Source organism: Lysobacter capsici (assembly GCF_014779555.2).
GTDB classification, from domain to species: Bacteria; Pseudomonadota; Gammaproteobacteria; order Xanthomonadales; family Xanthomonadaceae; genus Lysobacter; species Lysobacter capsici.
This window is the reverse complement of sequence record NZ_CP094357.1, coordinates 283,144-298,210: the sequence shown is the minus strand read 5'-3', so window position 1 is coordinate 298,210 and position 15,067 is coordinate 283,144. Positions and strand designations below refer to the sequence as shown.

Sequence of the window (15,067 nt, the reverse complement as noted above, 5' to 3'; positions counted from 1 at the left end):
CATGCAGGAACAATGCGCAAATTCGCCACCTTGAAAGCAGCCACACGCGACAGCCACCGACACCGCCGCGAGCCATCCCGATGAGCGAACACGCCAGCGTTCCGCGCGAAATCCTCGCCAGACTCAACGCCATCTGCCTCGGCCTGCCCGAGGTGCACGAAGAATCCGCCTGGACCGGCATGCGCTGGATGATCGGCAAGAAAAATTTCGCTCACGCCGTGATGATCGACCGCGGCTGGCCGCCGGCATACGCGCAGGCGGCCGGCCGCGACGGGCCGCTGCCGGTGCTCACGTTTCGCTTGCCACTCGCGCGGGTGGCGGCGCCGAAGTTCGCCCGGGCGCCGTTCTTCAAGCCGCCGTGGTTCGCCGACATCGTCGGCGTCGCGATCGACGCACACAGCGATTGGGATGAGATCGCCGACCTGATCGTCGAAAGTTATTGCGTGCTGGCGCCGAAGAAACTGATCACGTTGCTCGACCGCCCGCGCGCCTGAGCGCGCTCAGTCCGAACTGCGCGCCTGGATCGCCCGCACCACCGCGGCCATGTCGGCGGCGCCGTGGCCCTGCGCCAGGGTTTCGCCGAACAAGGCGTGGCACACGTCCAGCAAGGGCGAGGCGATGCCGGCGTCGCGCGCGGCCTGCGCGATCAAGCGGTTGTTCTTCAACACATCCGCGATCGACGCCTGCACCGAATAATCGCCGTCGACCAGCTTGGCCAATTTGATCTTCGACACCGCGCTGGCCATCGGCCCGGCATCCACGATGGCCTGCAACTGACGCAGGTCCAGGCCCTGGCGCTGCGCGAAATGCACCGACTCGGCCAGCCCGGTCACCATCGTGATCAGGAACAGATTCACCGACAGCTTCATCAGCAGCGCATTGGGCACCGCGCCGCAGACGAAACTCTGGCTGCACATCGGCGACAGCAAGGGCCGCACCCGCTGCACCACGGCCTCGTCGCCGGCGAGCATCGCCACCAGTTGGCCCGCCTGCGCCGGCACCCGCGAACCCGACACCGGCGCTTCGACATAACCGCCGCCGGCCGCGCGGATATCGGCTTCCAGCGCTCGCGAATACTCGGCCGAGGTCGTGCCCATGTGGACCAGGATGCGATCGCGCAGAAGCGCCGCGAACCGCGGCGCGCCGCGGCCGAGCACCGCATCGATCGCGGCCTCGTCGGCGAGCATCACGATCACCACCCGCGCCTGTTCGAACACCTGCGCCGGACTGTCGGCCACGCGCGCGCCGGCCTCGCCCAACACCGCCAACGCGGCGGCGGACCGGTTCCAAACCACCGGCGTCATGCCGGCGCGGGCGAGATTGAGCGCCATGGGCTGACCCATTACGCCCAGGCCGATGAAGCCGATCTGCGTGGTCATGAAGTTTCTCCGCGAGTAGAGCGCCGCCGGTCGTTACGCGATTCGCCGTCAGTGTGACCGATGCCCGCGGCCGCCTCCATCGCGGCCGCGGGCGGATGACTCAATCGCTCAATGCCACAACGCGGGCGCGGTGAAGCCCGCGCCGTTGGAGTAAGCGACGAACCAGCGGCCATCGCCGCTCTTGATGCCGATATCGGTCCTGCCGTCGCCGTTCCAGTCGCCGCTCAACGCGGTGAAACCGCCGTTGTTCGGGTCCAGGTTTTCATCGCCGAAACTCGACAAGGCCAGGCTGGCGTTGACGAAGCCGCTGCCGGTGCTCAACGCGGTGAACCAGCGGCCGTCGCGCGCCTTCAGGCCGATGTCGGTCTTGCCGTCGCCGTTCCAGTCGCCGCTGATCGCCTGGTACGGCGCGCCGGCCGGATCGGCGAGGTCGCTGCCGAAATTGCTCAGCCAGTGCGCGATATCGACGAAGCCGGCGCCGTTGGAACGCGCCACGAACCAGCGGCCATCGCGGCTCTTCGCGCCGATGTCGGTCTTGCCGTCGCCGTTCCAGTCGCCGGTCAGGACGTTGTAACCGCCGCCGCCCGGGTCCAGGTTCTCGTTGACGAAGTTCGACAACGCCAGGCTCGGATTGGCGAACGCGGCGCCGTTGCTGGTCGCGGTGTACCAGCGGCCGTCGCGCGCCTTCAGGCCGATGTCGCTGGTGCCGTCGCCGTTCCAGTCGCCGCTGATGGCCACGAACGGCGCGCCGGCCGGATCGGCCGCGTCGCTGCCGAAACCGCTGAGCCATTGCGCGCCGCCGACGTAACGCTTGCCGTCGGAGAACGCCACGAACCAGCGACCGTCGCGCGCCTTCACGCCGATATCGGCCTTGCCGTCGCCATCCCAATCGCCGGCCAGCCGCTGGAACGGCGCGCCGGCCGGATCGAGCGCGTTGTCGGCGAACTTGGACGTCCATTGCCCCGGCACCGCCGGCTGCGCGCCCATCAGCGACACCTGCCACAGGCCGCGATCGGCCGCGGCGAGCAGATCGCTGCGGCCGTCGCCGTCGGCATCGCCGCTCATCGGCGCCCAGGTCACTCCGGGCCGGTTGCCGCCCATGCGCGCCTGCGGATAGGTCAGCGCCGCGATCGCATCGCCGTCTTCGTCCGGGTCCAGGCTGAAACGGACCATTTCCGGGTGGAAGCTCGGCGAGCCGTATTCGCGCGATTCCCAGTTCCAGGTCGTGGCCAGATCGATGCCCAGGTATTGCTTCGCCAACAGCAGCGACATCGGCGCATCGTGGAAGTTGTTGTCCGACCACGCCTGATCGAACGGCGCGCCGAATTCGCCGACCCACAGCGGCCGTCCGAGGCTGTCGGCGATGCCCTTGAAGTACCGCAGGAACACGGCCATGTTCGCCGAGCCCGACGGCGCCGGATAGAAATACTGCTCGTAGATGTGGACGGTCGACAGGTCGACATTGGGAATGTCGTGATACAGGCGGAAGTAATCGCCCGCATCGTTGTACGCGCCGGGCTGGTCGGCGAGCATCAAGGCATCGCCTTCCTGGGCCACGCCGGCGGCGACCAGATGATTGGAGTCGATGGCCTTGATCGCCGCGGCCATCTCGGCGATGTAGGCGGCGATGTCCTCGCGGGTCACGCACAGCTCGGCGCTGTTGCGGTGCTTGGCGTTGAGGTTGAACTCGTTGCCCAGTTCCCAGAACAGCACGGTGTCGGACGCGCGGTAACGCGTCACCAGCGCCAGCGCGAACGCCTTCAAGGCGGCGCGGTTGTCGCTGCCCGGCAGCAACGGCAACGAGTTCGGCGCGTGCTGGCAGGCCGCGCCGCTGGGCCGGTTGACTTCGGTCGGGTCCGACCAGCCGGTCACCAGCGCCGGAATCAGCTTGACGTCGAGCTCGGCCGCGTCGGCGACCATGCGGTCGTAGGCGGCATAGAACTGCGCGCGGGTGGCCGGGGTTTCCCACAGCTCGACCGCGGGAAACAGCTGGGTCGATTCGCTGTAGGTGCCGGAGGAAAAATAACGCACGGCCTTGAAGCCGCTGCCGCGCGCATTGGACAGCTTCTGCTTTCCGCGCACCGGGTCGTTGATGTACAGGTAGAGCAGATCGAACATGTTGGTCGAGGGCAAGGCGATGCGTTGCCCGTCGATGACCAGCGCGCCGTTCTGCACGGCCATGAAATGACCGGGGTCGGCGGCGAGCGCCGGAGCGGGCGCGGCCAGCAGGGCGCACGAGGCGGCCAGCGCGGCGGAAAGAAGCGTGTGTCTGAACATGGAACCATCCTTGAGCGAATAAATCGGCACTGCCCGCATGCGATGGCGGATCAGGCGACATCAACGCCGGCAGCACCGGCATTATCCGCTAGCGCGATCGCAGTGGCTGCGAGCGGGCTGCCCGGCGGCGGCAACGTCGACTCGCCTGTGCGATGGCCGGCAACTTTGCGATTTCTGGCGCGGTTCCTCGCGCGATCTTCCGTACGACGGTTCTATAGTGATCGCCGATACGACGACGGGACGATGCCATGTGGGACCCCAGGAAATACCTCGACTTCGCCGACCTGCGCGGCCGGCCGTTCTTCGATCTGGTCGGACGCATCGGCGCCGAGCATCCGCGCCGGGTGGTCGACCTGGGCTGCGGCCCCGGCAACCTGACCCGCGCGCTGGCGCAGCGCTGGCCCCAAGCAACGCTGGAAGCCAGCGACAACTCGCCGGAGATGGTCGCGGCGGCGCGCGCGGCGGGCATCGACGCGCGGTTGATCGACTTGCGCGAATGGTCGCCGCAAGCCGACACCGACGTTCTGATTTCCAACGCCGTGCTGCAATGGGTGCCGGAGCATCGCGATCTGCTGCGGCGCTGGGCGCGCGAACTGCCGCCGGGCGCCTGGATCGCCGTGCAGGTGCCGGGCAATTTCGACGCGCCCTCGCATGCGCTCACCCGCGAACTCGCCGCGAGCGCGGGCTGGACGACACAACTGGCCGATGTCGGTTTGCGTGAGGACGATACCGTCGACATGCCGCGGCAGTACGCCGAGTTGCTGGCCGGCGAGGACTGCACGGTCGATGCCTGGGAAACCACCTACGTGCAGCGCCTGTCGGGCCCGAACGCGGTGCTGGAATGGATCACCGGCACCGCGCTGCGGCCGGTGCGGTCGGCGTTGAACGACGCCGATTGGCAGCGGTTTCGCGATGAACTGGCGCCGATGCTCGATCGCGCTTATCCGCCGCGTAGCGACGGCACGACCTGGTTCGAGTTCCGGCGGATCTTCGTGGTCGCGCGCACGGCGCAGTGAAGTTTCGGGAATCGGGAATCGGGAATCGGGAATCGGGAAGAGCATGCGGGCGTAACGATGCCGCAATCGCGATTTCGACGCGTCCGCTCCAAAGAAAAAGCTTCCCGCCGCCATCCTTGCGGCGGGAAGCGGGTAACTAAAGCGCGCTACCGCCGAATTTGTGGGTGTATTGCAGGTACACCTGACGGCCGACCGTGTCGAACCAGGACACGTCGTAATACGGGTAACTGGTGTAAGTCGCGTCTTTCGGCGGCAGCTTGTCGAACAGGTTGGTCACCGCCAGCGACAGCTGGGCGTGGTCGGTGAAGCGGTACTGCACCGAGGCGTTGTAGCGGTAGGTCGCGCCGACCCAGGCGCTGCCGCCGTCGTCGGGATCGTAGGACTGGTTGTAGGAATCGTAATTGGGCAACTTGCCCAGGCGTTCGCCGTGCAGGGTCGTAGTCCAGCGGTCCTTGTCCCAGCTCAGGCTGACGCTGGCCTTGCTGCGCGGAATATCGAAACCGCTGTTGACCGCGAACTGGTCCTCGACCGGGTCGCCGCTGTACTGCTGGCTTTCGTGTTCGCGCACCCAGCTGTAGTTGCCGTTGAAGCGAAAGCTGCCGAAGCGCGTTTCCAGGCGGTAACGCGCGTTGAAGTCGATGCCGTTGGTGCGTTCGCGGGCGATGTTGATCGGGTTGATGTAGACGCTGTACAGATCGCCGTCGCCGTTGCGGCCGACCCGCGCGAGCGCATCGACGCAGGTCGGCGAGGCCGCGTCGACCGCGCTGCCGTCCGGACGCCGGCCCAATCGGCAATTGGCCTCGCCCTGCAGGATGCCGTCGATGCGCAGGTCCTGGACCTGCTGGCGCAGTTCGATGTTGAAGTAATCGATCGAGAAATCCAGGTTCGCCATGGGCGACCACACCAGGCCCGCGGTCCACGCGGTGCTGGTCTCGGGCTCGAGTTCGCGGTTACCGCGGCGGGTCACCACCAGGTTTTCGTCGGAGTACGAGCAATCGCCCAGGTCCGAATCGGGCTCCTCGGTGCGGCAGCGGTAATAGTCGGCGCCGAACGATTCCAGATTGCCTTCGCCGGAAAACACGTAGTGCAGGTCCGGCGCGCGGAACGCTGTGCCGTAGGAGCCGCGCAACAACAGCGATTCGACCGGGCGCCATTCCAGGCCGGCGCTGTAGGTGAACTTGTCGATGTCGTGGCCGCCGTAGCGGTATTGGTCGTAACGGCCGGCGACGCTGAGGTTGAGCTTTTCCAGCAGCGGCAGGCGCAGTTCGCCGGCCGCGGCCCAGCGGTCGCGGCTGCCCTTGCCGTCGGAATCGCGCCAGCTGTAGTAGTAGTACTGCGTCGCCAGCGGATCGGGGCGCAGGTTGTAGCTCTGGTTGCCGACTTCCAGGGTGCCGGCGAAACCGACCGCGCCGGCCGGCATCGTGAACAGCTCGGTGTTGGTCAGGGTCAGCGACGCGGTGTCGGTGCGCGACTTGGGCTGGTACACGGTGCGCGCGGCGATCGCGTCGTACTCGGCGCGGGTCAGCGGACGGTACAGGCGCTCGGGATCGGCGTTGAAGATCGGCAGGCCGTCGTCGTCGCTGCCCAGTTGCGGGCCGAGGAACAGATCGTTGGCCTTGGACGCGACGATCTGCGGCCAGCTGATCGTGGACTGGTACTGCGAATGGCTCAACGCCGCTTCCCAATCCCAGTGCTCGCCCCAGCGGCCCTTGAAGCCGGTGGTCAGGCTCAGGGTCTTCTGCCGGTTGCGGATCGTGCCGGCGTCCAGGCCTCCCATTTCCTCGGGCGAAAACTGGCGCTGCCAGTACTCGACCTGATCGGTGGCCTGATTGAAGAAATAGCCGTCCTCGTTGCCGTCGGGCGCCTGATAACTCCAGCTGCTCACGTCGCGGAACATCGACAGCTCGTGGTAACCCATCTGCACGTCGGCGAACCACTCGCTGCCGTTGTCGAAGCGATAGCCCAGCGAGGCGAAGGCGTTGACGCCCTTGCGCTTGCTGATCATGGTGCCGTAGCCGATCGACTCGTCGCTGCCGCAGTAATAGCCGTCCTCGCCGTCGGCGCCCCAGCCCGGTCGTGAGGCGCGATACGTGGTGCCGCCGTTGAGCTGGGCCAGACCGGCGCAGGCCGCGCCCGGATCGAGGTATTCGTCGTCGAAGTTGGTGCGCAGGAACGCGCGCCGCGCCGCGCGGGTCGATTGCGTCGGCGCGTCCTTGGTCGAATCCTGACGCGCGCGCTCGTAGGCCCATAACGGGTTCTGCGCCTGCAGTTCGAAACCGTAGATCGCGCTGAAACGCTCGTTGCTGTAGCCGCTGGACACGCTGAGGTTGAACGACTCGCCGCCGCCGCGGGTGCTGTCGCCCATGCGGAAATCCACGGTGGTGCCGTCGGCCTGCTTCTTGAGGATGAAGTTGACCACGCCGGAGATCGCGTCCGAACCGTAGATCGCCGAGGCGCTGCCGGTCAGGATCTCGATCCGCTCGACCATGCCCAGCGGGATGTTGGAGATGTCGGTGAAATTGCTGCGGCCCTTGAACGGCATCGGAAAGTCGGCGATGCGGCGGCCGTTGACCAGCACCAGGGTGTGATTGGGGCCGAGTCCGCGCAGGTCGACCTGCTGCGCGCCGGGCGAGAAGTCCGCGCCGCTGGCCGATTGCTGGCTCTGGGTCTCGCCGCCGTTCTGGGTCATCGCGCGCAACACGTCGGGCACGCTGGTGAAGCCGTTGGCCTTGATCTCCTGCGCGGTCATCACCGTGATCGGCGCCGGGCCTTCGATCTGCGCGCGCGGAATGCGCGAACCGGTGACCTGGATGCTTTCCAGTTCGGTCACCGAGGCCGGTTCGGCCGAAGCGCCGCCGCTCGCGGGCGGCGTGCGCGGCGCGGGCGCGGGCTTCGGCGCCTGCACGATCACCATCGCCCCCGACGCATCGCGGCGCGCGACGTAGCCGCTGCCGCGCAGCAAGCGGTCGAGCGCATCGGCGGCCGGCATCGCGCCGCGCACGCCCGAGGTGCGCAAACCCTTGAGCTGATCGGCGCGGTAGACGAACTGCACCCCCGATTGCCGCGCCAGCGCGTCCAGCGCCGAAACCAGATCGCCGGCCGGAATGTCGACCGCCCCCGCGGCGACTTGCGCCTGCGCCGACAGCGCGGCGGTACAGGCCAGACTCAACAGCAACACGCGCAGACGACGCACCATCGGGTTCCCCTCCCCATCGGCGCGCATGCGGCGCCGTTGTGTTATCAGACGAACGAATTCGAAAAATCCCGCATGCCGCGGATGCGCGGCGCCCCTGGGCCACGCATGCGAGGCCGGACGGCCTCAGCGGCTGTGCAGCACGATCCGGTCCGGCAGGCGCTCGGCGCGCACCGGCATGGCCTGCTCGAGCAGGCCGACGAACACCTCGGCATTGGACCAGCGGAAGTTGCCGCCGACCCGCAGCTCGCCAACCGCGGCATCGCCGATCACCAGGCGACGGGTGTTGTAGCGGTTGAACTCGGCCACCGCCGCGCTCAACGCGGTGTCGCGGAACACCAGATAGCCGTTGCGCCAGTCGACAAAGCGTTCGGCGTCCTCGATCGAACCGCTGCGCACCAGCACGCCGTTGGCGCCGGCCAGGGCGATGCTGCCGGCCGGCAACAGCGTGGTCGGCTGAGTGCGGCCGTCGACCGGTTCGGATTCGAGCCGCACCGTGCCCTCGGTCACCACCACGCGCAGGTCGGGGCCGTCGCGGCGCACCGAGAAGCGCGTGCCGACCGCGATCACCCGGCGCGCGCCGGCATCGACCGCGAACGGCCGGCCTGGGTCCTTGGCCACGTCGAAGAAGGCTTCGCCGTGTTCCAGCGCGACATGCCGCTGCGCGCGCGACAGGGCGACGTCGATGCGGCTGTCGCTGCTCAGGGTCGCGCGCGAACCGTCGGCGAGCCCGATCGTGTCGAGCGCGCCGATCGCGGTGCGGTAGGAGCGATGCTCGACCACGCCGTAGCGCTGCCAGCCCCACAGCAAGGACATGGCCACCAGCGCGATCGCGGCCGCCGCGGCATAACGCGCGGTGCGCGGACTGCGCGGCGTGGCGCGCGGTGTGAACGTCAGCCCGATCAGCGGCGCGGTCGTCACCGCCGTCGCGGGCGCCGCAGCCGATGCCTGTGCGACGACCGCGCGCGCGTCTTCCTCGGGATCGAGCGGCTCCGCCGTGGCTCGATCATCCTGACCACTCGCCTGTGCCTCACCGCGCGGCGCGTACGGCGACGCCGACCAGGCGCCGCGCGCGGGCACTTCGCCCGGCGCCACGCCTGCGGCCAAGGCCTTCAGCCGGTCGCTCTGATTCCACGCCGCCTGCAGCCGCAGCCACGCGACCCGGTGCGCGGTCGACTGCGCGAGCCAGGCATCGAGTTGCGCCTGATCGCCGGGCGACCAGTCGCCGCCGTCGCGCCTGGCGAGCCAGGCGGCGGCGGCGCGTTCAATCTGTCTGCTTCCTGCCATGTTCGCGATTCCTGTCGGCGTCCTGCGCATCGTCGGCGGGCGACTGCGTTGCGCCGTAGTAGTGCTCCGCCAGCAGACGCATCCCCTTGGCGACCTGTTTTTCCACGGTCTTCTCGGTGATGCCCATGCGCGCGGCCACCTCCTTCTGCGGCAGCTCCTCGACCCGGCGCAGCCAGACGACTTCCCGGCAACGGCCGGGCAGCAGGTCGAAAGCGTCGGCTAGGCGTCTGAGGTTCTGCCGCGCGCCGAGCCGGCGTTCGGGCGTCACCTCATCTACCAAGACGTTCAAGGACTCGAAATCACCCACCGGCTCGATCGACACCACCCGGCCGCGGCGCAGCCGGTCGGTCATCAGATGACGCGCGGTCGCGAACAGGAACGACTTGGGCTGGTGTGGGCGCGCCCGGCCGGCGGCTTCGTAGACGCGCACATAGATCTCCTGGCGCAGGTCGTGGACATCGTCGATATGCGCCCAGACCCGGCGCAGGTAATGCACCAGCGCGGCTTCATGCACCAGGATTTCGTCGGCGAACCAGGCGTCGAGGGCGGTGTCCATTGCGCCGACATTAGCCGACGACCGGCCGCGTGACCACGCTGGTGGCGTCCGCGACGGTGTGTGGGCGAGGCGATGGGGGATGATGCGGCCTGGTTCGTCATCAACAGCGATCCCCGCCGAGGCCGAGCGATGCGCAGTTCGTCGAAAGGACCCAAGACGTCGATGGCGACGTCGTCGATCGCTCGATCGGCGCAGCCGCGCTGGGTGCATGCCGCGTTCAAGCGCGCGATGGCGAAGGCGTTGTTGTTCGCCTTGCTCGCCGGCATCGGTTCGGCCGTGTGTGCGCGGGAAACAGCACCCGCGCCATCGGCTGCATCCGCGCAGCGCGAAGGCTATCGCTACTACCAGATCGGCGACTTGTCCGCGCCGCGGCCGGCGTCGACCCAGGCCGGGATGATGCTGGTCGGCGGCGGCGACTGGCCGCGCGAGGCGTTCGAATGGATGATCCAGCGCGCCGGCCACGGCCGCATCGTGATTTTGCGCGCGTCCGGCTCGGTCGAGGCGCAGAACGAATTCTTCCACGACATCGGCGGCATCACCGCCGCGCAGACGCTGGTGTTCGACGATCGCCGCGCCGCCAGCGATCCGCGGGTGCTGGCGATCGTGCGCGAAGCCGACGGCATCTTCATCGCCGGCGGCGATCAGTCCAACTACGTGCGCTTCTGGAAAGGCACGCCGCTCGCGCGCGCGCTCGACGCGCACGTGCGCGCCGGCAAGCCGATCGGCGGCACCAGCGCCGGCCTGGCCATCCTCGGCGGTTATTCGTACGGCGCGATGGACGGCGGCAGCCTGGTCTCGCAAACGGCCCTGCACGATCCCACCGGCCCGCAGCTGACCTTGGTCGACGATTTCCTGCACATGCCGTACCTGCAGCAAGTCATCACCGACAGCCATTTCGGCAAGCGCGAACGGCTCGGCCGATTGATCGCGTTCGTCGCGCGCCTGTCGAACGAACACGCGCGCGACGATCTGGTCGGCCTGGGCGTGGACGAATACACCGCGCTGTGCATCGACGCGCGCGGTCACGGCACGGTGTTCAGCGGCAACGGCGGGCATGTGTGGCTGGTGCGACCGCGCCGGTCGGCAAAGGTTTATGCGCCGGGCCAGCCGCTGAGCATCCGCGAGGTGCCGGTGATCGGCCTGGGCACCGGCAGCCGTCTGCGCCTGCGCGATTTCAAGGTCGAGCAGCCCGCGTTCCGCGAGCTTTATGATGTCGAATCCGGGCAGCTGATCCGCCGCGAACCCGCGGCCTGATGCCGACCCACCGCACGCCACCGAGCTGGAGCCGAGAATGAACTATGCGTTGCGTCATGCCTGTCTGGTTGCATTGATGGCCTCGGCCGCCGTCGCCCAGGCCGCCGAACCCGCCACCGCGGCCACCGCGCCGGCGACGCAACCGGTGCTGGTGATCCACGGCGGCGCCGGCGTGGTCCGCGCCGGCATGAGCGCGCAGGACGAACGCGATGCGCGCGCCGCGCTCGAACAGGCGCTGCGCGCCGGGCACCGGCAACTGGCCGCGGGCAAACCGGCGATCGACGCGGTCACCGCCGCGATCACCGTGCTCGAGGACGCACCGATGTTCAACGCCGGCCGCGGCGCGGTGTTCACCCACGACGGCAAAAACGAACTCGACGCGGCGGTGATGGACGGCGCCGGCCTGCGCGCCGGTTCGGTCGCGGGCGTGCACCGGGTCAAGAACCCGATCCTGCTCGCGCGCGCGGTGATGGAAAAATCCAAGCACGTGATGATGGTCGGCGACGGCGCGGAAGCCTTCGCCAAGGACAACGACGTGACCCTGGTCGATCCGTCGTATTTCCGCACCGAAAAGCGCTGGCAGCAATTGCAGCAGGCGCTCAAGGAAGAAGCCGCCGGCCAGGCCCACGCCAACCTGGAAACCGCCAAGCACTTCGGCACCGTCGGCGCGGTCGCGCTCGACGCGCAGGGCCACCTCGCCGCGGGCACCTCGACCGGCGGCATGACCAACAAGCGTTACGGCCGCGTCGGCGACGCGCCGATCATCGGCGCCGGCACCTACGCCAACGCGCGTTGCGCGGTGTCGGGCACCGGCTGGGGCGAGTTCTACATCCGCGCGGTCGCCGCGCACGAGATCTGCGCGCGCATGCAGTACGCCGGCCAGAGCCCGCGCGAAGCCGGCGAAGGCGTGATCAACCGCGACATCCCGAAAGCCGGCGGCGACGGCGGCGCGATCGTGCTCGGCGCCGACGGCCGGTTCGCCCTGCCGTTCAATACCGAGGGCATGTACCGCGGCTGGATCGGCGCGGACGGCAAGCCGCATGTGGCCTTGTTCAAGGACGATGTGCTGGCGGAGCCGGGCGATCCCAAAGCCGACGGCTGAGCCATCGCCACGAGGTTGGTGCAGATGCGGCGCGCGACGCCGCATTGATGCAGCGTTGCAGCAGATAGAAACCACGCCGTGCATCGCGCCCGTGCGATCGCCAGTGATCAGTGCGGCTTGCCGTTACGCCACCTCACGACGCGCCGCGGCGGCAACCAGCGACCCGACCTCGTCCAGCCATTGCGCGCGCTGCGCGGCGTCGCTGCCCGACACCGGGCCGTACATGCGCCGGATCACGCTGTCCACGCCGCACAGGCCGAACACGCAGCGCGCCCAGATCGCTTCGAGCGGATCGCCGAAAGCTGCCATCTCGCGATCGGCCGGCGTGTTGGAGGTATTGAACACCAGCGCATGGCGTGCCTTCAGCAAGCCCACCGGGACGCCCTCGTAGGACACGCCGGGCGGATACGCATACGCCGTATCCAGGCGGAACACCCGATCGATCCAGCCCTTGAGCATCGCCGGCGGCTGGCCCCACCAGTTCGGATGAAAGATCGCGATCAGATCGGCGCGCGCAAGCTCCTGGCAATGCCGTTCGACCAGCGGATCGCTCGAACCGACATTGCCGCTTTCGCCGGTGGGTTGCACCGGATTGAACTGCTCGGCGTACAGGTCGTGGAAGGCGATTCGATAGCCATGCTCGCTCAGCACCTCCCGCGCCGCCTGCGCCATCGCATGGCTCAGGCTGGTGGGGCTTGGGTTGGCGACGATGAGGGATGCGAGCATGCAGATACGATTCCGAGATAAAGCCGGTGAACGCAACGGCGGCGATAGCAGGCCGCCGAGCCTCGCCGGTCCGCCGCAATATGCTGACAGTCCAGCAGCATCCTAGCCGACCCGCGGATCGTCTCCTCATGACTATCGTCATCAACCGCGATCACGACAGGTCCGTATGGCGAAATCGCCTGGCATGACCGCAGGATTAAGGCGGCGGGCTGCATACCGTCGGGCGAGGAGCACGAGCGACGTGTCTTGCACCTAACTCCAGCGATTGCAGTTGGCACTCTTTCGCCATTAAATCCGTCGCGACTCAACACGCATGACCGTTGAACGCGTCGCAGCGGCACGGACCGCATGGCGGCACCATGGGACAATACGGCCCTCGCCGTCGTCGATCTCAATGCGATAAGGAAATCCCATGATCCGCACAAGTCACTACGCCATTCTCGCGCTCACCGGCTGCGCCGCCCTGAGCTACTGTTCCAGCGCCTATTGCGATGGATTGGTCGGAGGCAGCCTGTCCTACCGGGAAACCAGCCTGATCGAGCAACCCGTCCTGAGTTCGGTCAATTCGAACCTGTACATCGGCACGCACGACAAGACCGGCCCCTGCAACGGCCCTTCGGTGCGCGGGCAGTTGTCGTACTACGAAATGGCCGGCGGCCGAAAAGTGGCTTCGATCCCTCAGGACCAAATGAACATGGTGCTGTGGGCCGACGACGAAGCCGTGCGTCTGTATGCCGCGTCGTCGGCGACTCACTTCGCGCCATGGACCGGCCTGCAAGTCGGTGCGCCTTACGCGTCGCACCAAGCCGCCACCGACGCGTCCTGGCCGGGGTCCACCGGCTTCCAGGTCAAGGGCGGCGAAATCGGCATCAACATCCATTCGCCGGATTTCCCGATCCACAACGAATTTTGCAAGGCCACCTCGGTCCTGCAGTACGACTTCAGCCAATGGCATTACCCGTTTCGCCATTCCTACCAGGATGAAATCGAGCTGTCGTTCGATCTCAAGGTGAAGACCGCCGACCGCGACACGGTGAACAAAGGGCAGCTCAACGTCCTGGGCTATCTGCTTATCAACGAGGCCACCAGCGGCCATCAGCGCACCATCTGCCTCGGCGCCGCCGCCTTCGACCCGCGGATCGACCAAGCCGAATTCAACGTCATGAGCGATCCCGATTCGGGCTGCCTTATCGTCAACCTGCCGCTGGGTCACGTCCCCACCCTGAATCTGTCCGATCAGACCACGACCGCGATGCGTCATAGCGCTTCGCCGGACTACTACCCGTACAAGCTGACCATGAACGCCGCGGGCTTTCGCGAAGTGCTCAAGAAGTCCAACGAGTTCCTGCACGCCAACAACAAGCCGCTGCTGTCCTATCGCCCCGAGGACTATTACGTTTCGACCCTGGTGTTCAATCCCGAAGCCTATGTTCCGACCGGTTCGGACACGTATGCGCATCTGGGCTTGAGCGTCAGGAATCTCAAGCTCGTCGCGCGCCAGACCTATCCACTGATGGGCTATGTCGACGACATCCGCCAGCAGGGGACCGAGTGGATCGTCGATGGCTGGGCCTGCGCGCGCGCCTGGAACACGCCGGTCACCGTCGCGCTATTCGGCGGTCAGTCTTACGAGCGCGGCGGAACCCTGCTGACGACCGTGACGGCGAATCTGCCGAATCTTTCCAGCGAAAACCAGGTCTGCGGAACGATGACGGGCACGGCGCATCGCTTCCAGGCAACCTTGCCGGCGTCGGCGGTTTCGGCGGCGAGCGCGATACCGCTCTATGTCCACGCGGTCCGCAGCGGCAGTACCGATCCCTCGGTGCTGCTGGCGAAGTCCGGTCAATATCAAGTCGGCAACGGCACCGTCTCGACACTGGCGACCAAACAGGTGTACCGCTGGGCCCTGGGCAACGACCGCGCCTACAGCACCGATCCGCATGAGTACGACGGCACCGGTTATGTATTGGAAGGCGAGGCCACCCGCTTTCGGATCAAAAGCGCCGCATCGGTGGGCGCCGTGCCACTGTACCGCTGCGTGGTGATCGGACGGGCCGATCACTTCCTGTGGACCGCCGCCGACTGCAACGGCCAGAACCAGGAGGGCTTGCTAGGCTATATCGAAACCAACGCGGTTCAGGGCATGCGTCCGCTGTATCTGTTCTATCACCCGATCCGTCAGGTCCACCTGTCGACGACGCAACTCGGGGAAGGCTGGGCGGCGCAGTACGAGCTGCAGTACACGCCGCAGGCCCAGTTCGGCTACGTCTGGTAAAC

Annotated in this window: 11 protein-coding genes; 5 read left to right on the top strand and 6 right to left on the bottom strand. The window is 67.4% G+C overall.

Annotation, left to right across the window (positions count from 1 at the left end):
• Positions 1 to 80: 80 nt before the first annotated feature.
• Entirely contained in the window at positions 81 to 494 is a 414-nt protein-coding gene (locus IEQ11_RS01245) for an MmcQ/YjbR family DNA-binding protein (RefSeq protein ID WP_191823155.1), read from the top strand.
• Between the two features lie 6 nt (positions 495 to 500).
• Here the strand turns inward: IEQ11_RS01245 and IEQ11_RS01240 are convergent, their stop codons facing one another.
• Both IEQ11_RS01240 and IEQ11_RS01235 read right to left on the bottom strand, forming a co-directional pair.
• Positions 501 to 1,379 (bottom strand): NAD(P)-dependent oxidoreductase, encoded by an 879-nt coding sequence (locus tag IEQ11_RS01240; protein WP_191823154.1) that lies wholly within the window; start codon positions 1,377 to 1,379, stop codon positions 501 to 503.
• A 108-nt stretch (positions 1,380 to 1,487) separates the two neighbouring features.
• On the bottom strand, positions 1,488 to 3,656 hold the full coding sequence (locus IEQ11_RS01235; RefSeq protein WP_191823153.1) for an FG-GAP repeat domain-containing protein: 2,169 nt from the start codon (positions 3,654 to 3,656) through the stop codon (positions 1,488 to 1,490).
• Positions 3,657 to 3,904: 248 nt separating this feature from the next.
• Between IEQ11_RS01235 and IEQ11_RS01230 the strand changes: the two genes are divergently transcribed.
• Entirely contained in the window at positions 3,905 to 4,672 is a 768-nt protein-coding gene (locus tag IEQ11_RS01230; protein ID WP_191823152.1) for a trans-aconitate 2-methyltransferase, read from the top strand.
• A 136-nt stretch (positions 4,673 to 4,808) separates the two neighbouring features.
• Here IEQ11_RS01230 and IEQ11_RS01225 read toward each other — a convergent pair whose 3' ends face one another.
• The 3 genes from IEQ11_RS01225 to IEQ11_RS01215 form a co-directional block, all read right to left on the bottom strand.
• A complete protein-coding gene (locus tag IEQ11_RS01225; protein ID WP_191823151.1) occupies positions 4,809 to 7,868 on the bottom strand; it encodes a TonB-dependent receptor in 3,060 nt (1,019 codons plus the stop codon).
• Positions 7,869 to 7,991: 123 nt separating this feature from the next.
• Positions 7,992 to 9,152, bottom strand: a complete 1,161-nt coding sequence (locus IEQ11_RS01220) for a FecR family protein (protein ID WP_191823150.1) — start codon at positions 9,150 to 9,152, stop codon at positions 7,992 to 7,994.
• Positions 9,130 to 9,708: an RNA polymerase sigma factor gene (locus IEQ11_RS01215; RefSeq protein WP_191823149.1), complete on the bottom strand. Its 579-nt coding sequence runs from the start codon at positions 9,706 to 9,708 to the stop codon at positions 9,130 to 9,132. Before IEQ11_RS01215 ends, IEQ11_RS01220 begins: the two co-directional genes overlap by 23 nt.
• A 162-nt stretch (positions 9,709 to 9,870) precedes the next feature.
• On the opposite strand from IEQ11_RS01215, the gene IEQ11_RS01210 reads away from it, so the two are divergent.
• Both IEQ11_RS01210 and IEQ11_RS01205 read left to right on the top strand, forming a co-directional pair.
• On the top strand, positions 9,871 to 10,962 hold the full coding sequence (locus tag IEQ11_RS01210) for a cyanophycinase (protein ID WP_228464956.1): 1,092 nt from the start codon (positions 9,871 to 9,873) through the stop codon (positions 10,960 to 10,962).
• A 76-nt stretch (positions 10,963 to 11,038) separates the two neighbouring features.
• Positions 11,039 to 12,064, top strand: coding sequence for an isoaspartyl peptidase/L-asparaginase family protein (locus tag IEQ11_RS01205; RefSeq protein WP_191823171.1), 1,026 nt, complete (start codon positions 11,039 to 11,041; stop codon positions 12,062 to 12,064).
• Between the two features lie 123 nt (positions 12,065 to 12,187).
• On the opposite strand, the gene IEQ11_RS01200 is transcribed toward IEQ11_RS01205, so the two are convergent.
• The gene (locus tag IEQ11_RS01200) at positions 12,188 to 12,790 is read right to left on the bottom strand and encodes an NAD(P)H-dependent oxidoreductase (RefSeq protein ID WP_191823148.1); all 603 of its coding nucleotides are present in this window, start codon (positions 12,788 to 12,790) and stop codon (positions 12,188 to 12,190) included.
• A gap of 412 nt (positions 12,791 to 13,202) precedes the next feature.
• On the opposite strand from IEQ11_RS01200, the gene IEQ11_RS01195 reads away from it, so the two are divergent.
• Positions 13,203 to 15,065: a hypothetical protein gene (locus IEQ11_RS01195; protein WP_191823147.1), complete on the top strand. Its 1,863-nt coding sequence runs from the start codon at positions 13,203 to 13,205 to the stop codon at positions 15,063 to 15,065.
• The last annotated feature ends 2 nt before the right edge of the window (positions 15,066 to 15,067 follow it).